The sequence below is a fragment of the Mycobacteroides sp. H003 genome (assembly GCF_001440135.1).
GTDB lineage: Bacteria > Actinomycetota > Actinomycetes > Mycobacteriales > Mycobacteriaceae > Mycobacterium > Mycobacterium gwanakae.
Genome location: NZ_LJYL01000025.1, coordinates 26241 through 32589 on the forward strand (window position 1 = coordinate 26241; position 6349 = coordinate 32589).

Annotated in this window: 7 protein-coding genes; 5 read left to right on the plus strand and 2 right to left on the minus strand. The window is 63.3% G+C overall.

The window, feature by feature from the left end:
* Positions 1–77 precede the first annotated feature (77 nt).
* Entirely contained in the window at positions 78–719 is a 642-nt protein-coding gene (locus AOT87_RS17620; RefSeq protein ID WP_174561140.1) for a maleylpyruvate isomerase family mycothiol-dependent enzyme, read from the minus strand.
* Between the two features lie 576 nt (positions 720–1295).
* Entirely contained in the window at positions 1296–1859 is a 564-nt protein-coding gene (locus AOT87_RS17625) for a hypothetical protein (RefSeq protein WP_131701219.1), read from the minus strand.
* Between the two features lie 353 nt (positions 1860–2212).
* Between AOT87_RS17625 and AOT87_RS17630 the strand changes: the two genes are divergently transcribed.
* The 5 genes from AOT87_RS17630 to AOT87_RS17645 all read left to right on the plus strand — a co-directional run bounded on the left by AOT87_RS17630 (position 2213) and on the right by AOT87_RS17645 (position 6293).
* On the plus strand, positions 2213–2575 hold the full coding sequence (locus AOT87_RS17630; protein WP_046190093.1) for a GNAT family N-acetyltransferase: 363 nt from the start codon (positions 2213–2215) through the stop codon (positions 2573–2575).
* A 473-nt stretch (positions 2576–3048) separates the two neighbouring features.
* Positions 3049–3534, plus strand: coding sequence for a hypothetical protein (locus tag AOT87_RS17635; RefSeq protein WP_046190094.1), 486 nt, complete (start codon positions 3049–3051; stop codon positions 3532–3534).
* An 11-nt stretch (positions 3535–3545) separates the two neighbouring features.
* Positions 3546–4406, plus strand: a complete 861-nt coding sequence (locus AOT87_RS17640; RefSeq protein WP_046190095.1) for a hypothetical protein — start codon at positions 3546–3548, stop codon at positions 4404–4406.
* A 113-nt stretch (positions 4407–4519) separates the two neighbouring features.
* A complete protein-coding gene (locus AOT87_RS28725) occupies positions 4520–5137 on the plus strand; it encodes a hypothetical protein (RefSeq protein WP_057970367.1) in 618 nt (205 codons plus the stop codon).
* Between the two features lie 505 nt (positions 5138–5642).
* Positions 5643–6293 (plus strand): isoprenylcysteine carboxylmethyltransferase family protein, encoded by a 651-nt coding sequence (locus AOT87_RS17645; protein ID WP_046190096.1) that lies wholly within the window; start codon positions 5643–5645, stop codon positions 6291–6293.
* Positions 6294–6349 lie beyond the last annotated feature (56 nt).

The following is a 6349-nucleotide window of genomic DNA, read 5'->3' on the forward strand; positions in this document are numbered from 1 at the left end:
CGCATAGACTCCCACGTCACTTCCGGTGGTCGCCATTAGTACGGTGCCCATCTCATCGCCGGGCCTGACGAGGGCGTTTACCGAAGCCTGGCGCGCAATACGGGTACTGCGGGGCCAGCGAGGTGATCGAGCGCGACGGTACGTCCGCAGGCAGCCAGCATCAATGCCTCTGCGGACCCGACAAGCGCGTCACCGGTCCCCCACTCTCGCCCCGTGTCTTCATCAAAGAGTGCGATACCGCGTAGTCTTCCGCGCGGGAAGAACCCGAGTTGGGTTCGGCCAGTGAGGAAATCGAGCACTAGCGCGACAAGTTCTGGGTTTGGGCGGTGCACAACGGCCAGCGGGATCCGCATATCGCAACCGTGGACCAACACATCGGTCAAGCCAGCTACCGGACCGGTGATCGGTGGGCTAAGCCGATAATCGGCACCACAGCGAAGAGCGTCCGCGATGTCGGCCGCAGATGCCATTGCGCGGCGTCGGGCGAGGGCATCAATCCCGCGATCTCCGCTGCGATGTCGTACACCGCTGGCCAGGAAGCCCCAAAATCCGTCAGCAAAGTCACTGACCAGGTGTGCTGCAACAGTTTTGACATCCCAGCCCGCGCAAAGGCTAGGTATGGCCAGCTGCCCGGCGTCCAGACTCTCAACCAATGCGGCGATCTCGCGGCGCTCGGCGGCAACCGCCTCAAAGACACGGTCGCAGTCCGCTGAACTCATCCGCACACCTGCAGATTATCGGTGAGCCCCGATGCGTGGGTGGACGCCGCCAGGGTCGCCATCGCGCGCCGACCTCCATTCTCTCACCGGCGGGCTCCGCCGTCCCAAGCGAAGAGTTCCGCGCCATGAGGTACCCACGGCGATGTGTCCCCCGGCTCGCTTCCGAAAAGACTTAGCCATATCAGCGACGAAGGTGTCACAGCCTGGACATGCTGCTCGTCTTCGGCACACTCACGCGCGACGACATCACCAGCCATCCGTCAGCCCTTCCCGGCACGGCAGACGAATACGAGCAGCTCTCACACACCATGCGGACGGATTGGGTGGGACTTCGCCAGCCACGGTGCGCCCAGGTGGCCCCCCCCTGTGAGCCGTCAGGCACCCGCACTACACGCATCTACAGCGCCCGACCGATCGCCCCTACCCGGAGGAATCGTCGCGCCGACTCTGGGCTCACCACAGATTCGACGCGCTCGATCTGTCTATCTGACGGCTCCCGCACCGACACATTCCTGCGATTGCATCGCAAACTTCGCGCAGCGGTGCGCCAGCCCACGGATGCCGTGCAGGCCCGCACTAGCAGATCGCTGCGCTTTGGTTGTGCCACTCACCAGATGCCGCACGCCATCTGACCTGCACCTCAACCGCGGACGCTTCCGTGACGGCGTTGCCGCTTCCGCGACGACCCATCGTCATGGCGAGCGAAGCACCGAATCGCTGACGGACAGAAAGGTTCACGTAGCACGGCAGTCCCGACGACGAAGACAGCCGCTCGGCGCTGAACGGCGGAACTGTCTCAGCCGTGCAAACCACCTTGTCGGACAGCGTGACACTCACGTCGTAAGCGGTGGCGTCACCGACATTGGCTAGGTAAGCGTGACGCGGGTCGATGTCCCAGCGGCCGGCCTGCCAATGCGCACGCGATTCGGACGCGGATGCGGATGCTGACACTGTCTGTTCTCGTTGGCGCTTGGCCCACCATTTACAGCCCAGCGCGAAGATGAACGCCAAGTAGACCGCCGCGAGGGCAACCAGCGGAGCCAATAAGAGTGACGGTAGGGGCCACCAAGGAGCAAGCAGTAATAGAGGTCCCACTGCCAGAAGCAGCAATACCGATGCGCCAGCCTTCGATGCGCCCACACCGGGATCGTATGTGCTATTGACGGCCAGCAACAGAGCCGCCGCACTTTGCCTGATCCCGCGGCTCAGCAGAAGCGCTGTCTTCCTGGCCCGCGCCACCTGGCTAGATGCCGCTTACCCAGCAGCGGGTGGACTGGTTGCCGTGCGCAGCGCCACCAGATGGCAGACGGCAGACGTCTGTCGACCACAACTCGCCGCCGCCAGCGGTAGCGCCTTACCGAAGCCTGGCACGGAGTGCGATCGCACAGGGTTCAAAGGCGGCAAGCAGCCAACTCGGTGGCGAGGATGGCGCCAGCGCTGCGGCTGCGAAAACCAGGTGTGTCGCGCACACGCCATCTGCCACACTTCCGGCGATGACACCTCAGCAAATCGTGCTTCGTGCGGCGACGACGGAAGATGCCTCTTTCATCGTCGAGATGGCTCGTCACGCCTGCGTCATCGAAGACAGGCCTCTTCCCCACCCCGATGACGACGAAGTGCTGGAGATGCTCCCCCCTGACGGGGTGGCGCCGATTATTGCCGCCGATCACACGGGCACACCCGTCGGTGCCGTGTGGACCTACTACGGCAACCCACCACTGCACTGCGACGCCGCGGGGACGCCCCTGCCCGAACTGTGCATCGCAGTGGCACCAGGGTACCGCGGGGCCGGCATCGGTGCCGTGCTGCTCGACGCGCTCTTCACCACCCTTGCAAGAGACCACAACGCGATGTGACCAACGTCCACATCCGCAATCCCGCCAAACACCTCTACGAACGCAACGGGTTCCGCGTCGTCGGCCAAGGCAACGGCCCGCTCGGGCTCGCAATGATCAAAGACTTACGCTGAAGCGCAATCGATTCCGACTTCCAATGCGAACGTGCGCTGCCGACATGGGAAGTGATCGGAAGACGTCTGGCGACCGTCACCTGTGGTGGCCAGGTTGTCGATTCTCAAACTGGATGGCGAAAGTCGACGCCTCTAGCTGCGCCTTTGCGTGTTTCTCACGGAGATGGCGCAGCCGTTTTTCTCATCCAAGTGGCGGAAATTGGAACGATACGGCTGTGCAGGACCGCACGTTTAAGTCCACAGTCAGAAATCCCATCATCGAACCGTCCCGTCCAAGGATAATCACGGTGTGAACGGAACAAGGCTCCCGAACGGGTTGCGCCGCAATGATAGAGATCACGGAGCGGGACGCGTGAGCCGATGAGGACCGAGTCGATTGACCTCGACGACTTCGCTGGGTGGGTGCCGTTCGCCGCGCTGCCCACCGCCGGCGTCCCGACCGGGCCGGGTGTGTACGTCATAGTGCGACCCACCGACGACCCGCCAACGTTCCTCGACGTCTCGCCGGCAGGACACTTCAAGGGCAAGGACCCCACCGTGCCCGTGGCCGAGCTGGAGCAGCTGTGGGTGTCCGGCACCCGCGTGGTCTACATCGGCAAGGCCAATCACGGAGCCGGCCAAGGGCGTGGGCTGTACAAGCGGCTCGACGAGTTCCGTCGGTTTGGTGCCGGCGAGCCGATCGGCCATTCCGGGGGCCGCCGGATCTGGCAACTCGCTGACCACGCCGACCTCCTCGTAGGCTGGCGCGTCACCGACGACGAAGAGGCAGCCGCGATGGAGACCGAGATGATCGCCCGGTTCCGCGCCCACCACGGGTTGCGCCCCTTCGCCAACATGCGCAACTGAGTGAGGCTGCGGTGAAGAAGGTCGACGACACCACGCCCGCCCCGTGCGGCCATCGCGGCTGCCGACTCAAGCCGAGCGAGGTGCGGGCACAGCTGTTGGCCTCCACCGCGCTCGACGATCCGGACCTCACCCGCGTCTGCGACCAGGACGAGGCGGTCGCCGGCGGAGCCATCCCCGACTTCAGGTCACGGCGCCACGTCGTCGAGGTCAAGGAACTGACCAGCCAAGCGTTGCGCCGATTCATCGACCTCTACGAGGCACTGCCGCAGCGGTACATCCCCAAATATAGTTTCCGCTACCTGTGGGCGGTGTCGGTGGACGTCTCGCGCGCGGCCGGCGCATACGGCGGCAACCCCAAGACCCCCGAGGTGAAGACGTTGATCGCGACGTCGACCCAGCTGATCGAGGACCTCGAATCCCGCGGGATCATCAACTCGCTCGCCGACCACGAGAACTTCCCCAAGTACGCGAAAGCGCTTGGCTTCTACTCTAATTGCGCTGTAGTGCCGGACAGCCCATTGGGGCCGGGGATCCTGCTGTCTGGCACCATCAGCGGGCAAGCGCGCACTCTCGACCTCGACTACGACGTCACCGCCTTCCTGCAGGACTGGCTGGATTCCGAGCAGTCCACGAACGCCCGACAGTCGCTGGCCGGCCGCGCCGGGATCCACGTCCTGGTCCTCATGGCCAGCCTCGACGGCCCCGCCGCGGGCCTGATCCACACCCTGCGGGAGACGCCGGGCGAAGTCCCTGCCGCCGCGCTGCGACTGCCCGACGACATCGATGTCCTGATCGTCACCACGAACATCGACGTCCTGCGCTTCACCCCGAACGGCGGATGGTTACGCCACACCGCCCCGCCTCCACCGTGAACCCGACGCCATGGCGGGAGCGATCAACCGCGGCACACCCACATCATCGAGCACAGCCGCGGATGCAGCGGGGGCGTATCGTGGCCTGACCGCCGATTGCCTGGGAGGCTTACATGAAAGGCACGTCGTTCGGGCGCTGCCGGTTGGTGAACGTGCTGGGCCGCATCGGAATCGGCAGTGTCCGTCACGAGTTACGAAGCTCCATTTTGATGGACGGACGGCCGGTTATCCGCGTGGCTACCGCTTCCCTGTTTCTAGTTGTTGCCGCAGGAGCTTGTAGCGGTGGTTCGTCGACGGTTCCGCTTGAATCTACCTCGGGTTCGGCGCCACAGCCGTCACTACAAGACACAACCTGCGGATTCCGCGGGCCGAACCCGAAGCTGGCTGAGGCCCGCCGCGAGGCGCAACGGATCAAGGACGCATATCCCGAGGCGGCAGGATTTCAAGCTGTTGAGATTGATCATTTGTTCGACTATTACTACCAACAATTAATTCCGGGGTCCGTCGAGGCCTATGTGAAGTTGGCATGTAGCAAAATTGAAGACTCTGTGCCGGATGCAGATCGCGGACTTATGGTCGGAATAGCCGTCTATATGGGCACCAGTGCGTGCAAATACGTTCAAACGGGTGAAATCCCCATCAGCGAAAGTGCCACCTCGGACTGGATCGAAATGGTGAGGATGTTCTGCCCACAATTTTCGGGTTCTCTTCCTGCGACGCCAACCCGATGACACCGTTCGCGCATGTGCCCATGTCTTGAGATCTACAGGAGCCGCCGTGGAGGTTGTCACAACAGCGGGGGCAGCAGCGATTACTGAAAAAAGCGGCGGCCAGCCAGCGGCGGCAGCAGCAGTCGTGACACCAATTTCTGCCTGGAGGGGCGGGTGGCGGCGGCGGCGGCTGTCGATTGTCAAACTGGATGGCGAACGTCACCGCTTCTAGCGGCGCCTTTTCCATGATAGTCACCGAGATGGCGGAGCGATTTCGGTCATCTAAGTGGCAAAAGTCGGAACGGTACGGTGGTGCCAGTCGTGGGCCCGCCGTCGGTCTGGCGTTTGCAGGCCACTCAGTCCGATGCCCGGGCGCATTCCCATATTAGTATAGACATATGCGCATATCGCTATGTATCCTTAGCGTGGCCGCGGAGCCACGAAAGAAGCACGGAAAGCCTGATGAACCACAGCGACCGGCGCAGGCTTCCAGAACCGCCGCCTCGACCACTGAGGAACTCGCGATATGGCAACCGCAGCACTTGCTCTTTACGGGATATTCATCGTCTCGGGCTTCGGATGGCGTAGTTATCGCCAATGGCGCCTCACGGGTTCGACAGGCATGCGGGGTTTTCACGGCCGCCCCGGATCGTTGGAGTGGCTCGCCGGCGCCGGATTCGTGGTGGCGATCTTGCTGGGCGCTCTGGCCCCCCTGCTGCAATGGTTGGGTGTGCTGTCGCCAGTGGCCTGGCTTGATCATTGGGCGGTGCACACGCTAGGAGCTTTCGCAGCGATCCTGGGCATCGCCGGGACACTGTTAGCGCAGGAGTCGATGGGCGAGTCATGGCGCATCGGCGTCGACGCCAGCGAAACTACCCGACTGATCGACAATGGGGTCTTCAAACTGGTTCGAAACCCCATCTTTACCGCCATGCTGATCTTCGGAGCCGGTGTAGCGCTCCTCGCTCCGAATGGGTTGGCGTTGCTCGCCTTCGCCACCTTGGCCACGTCCATTGAGCTACAGGTGCGGATAGTTGAAGAGCCCTATCTACGGCGGACGCACGGCTTGCATTACGCGGAATACACCAGCCGGGTGGGACGCTTCATCCCTGGACTCGGTCGAAGTTCCACGACGGGACCTGACGAAAATTGGTTGAGGCCTGGTCTCTTATGGTGACGTCCGATGGCCGAGAACGCGCTGCCGCGGATTTGGGAACGCCGCCGCGCGCCGAA